The following is a 601-nucleotide window of genomic DNA, read 5'->3' as shown; positions in this document are numbered from 1 at the left end:
GAATGATTCTGGCAACGTATCGCTTGCTTTAAAACAATTAATAGTTGCTTGATCAAACGTCTGCAAGATGGACAATCATCCTTCCTGCAGGCGCCTTCACAAGATACCTGCGCATACTTTCAAAGATCCTGGGAAGTGGCCTCAGCGCCGCTCCCGTGTGCTGCGAAGTTTCCTTCGTAGCGAGCCGCCCATTATAGCCGGCTTTTCCGCTTCGTCAACACCTTTTTTCAAGGCCGTCTCACCGAAGTGGACGTTGTTGCCGATGCTGCTTCGTCGTTGGACCCGAGGGCCTTTCGTCGTTGCGAGCCGCCTATTATCGCAGGCTTTTCATCTTTGTCAACAACTTGTGAGAGGAACTTGAAGTTCTTCGTGAAGTTATTGCCGTAAGTCCAGGTCAAAACCTGAGGCTTGCAAAAAAAGGAAAACCCCGCTGCATGAGCAGCGGGGTTTTCGGGGTATAAACCCTGGCGATGACCTACTCTCGCATGGCTTAGGCCACACTACCATCGGCGCAGCTACGTTTCACTTCCGAGTTCGGGATGGGATCGGGTGGTTCCATAGCGCTAATTTCACCAGGGAGGCGKTTGGAGTGTCGCCTGGR

1 rRNA gene is annotated in these 601 nt (G+C 52.3%); it reads right to left on the bottom strand.

What is annotated here, in order from left to right:
• Positions 1-462: 462 nt before the first annotated feature.
• Positions 463-577 (bottom strand): 5S ribosomal RNA (gene rrf / locus AC1DKR_RS21020).
• Positions 578-601: the final 24 nt, after the last annotated feature.

It is taken from the genome of Stenotrophomonas sp. 01N47 (assembly GCF_056399165.1).
This window is presented reverse-complemented; position numbering and strand designations above follow the sequence as displayed.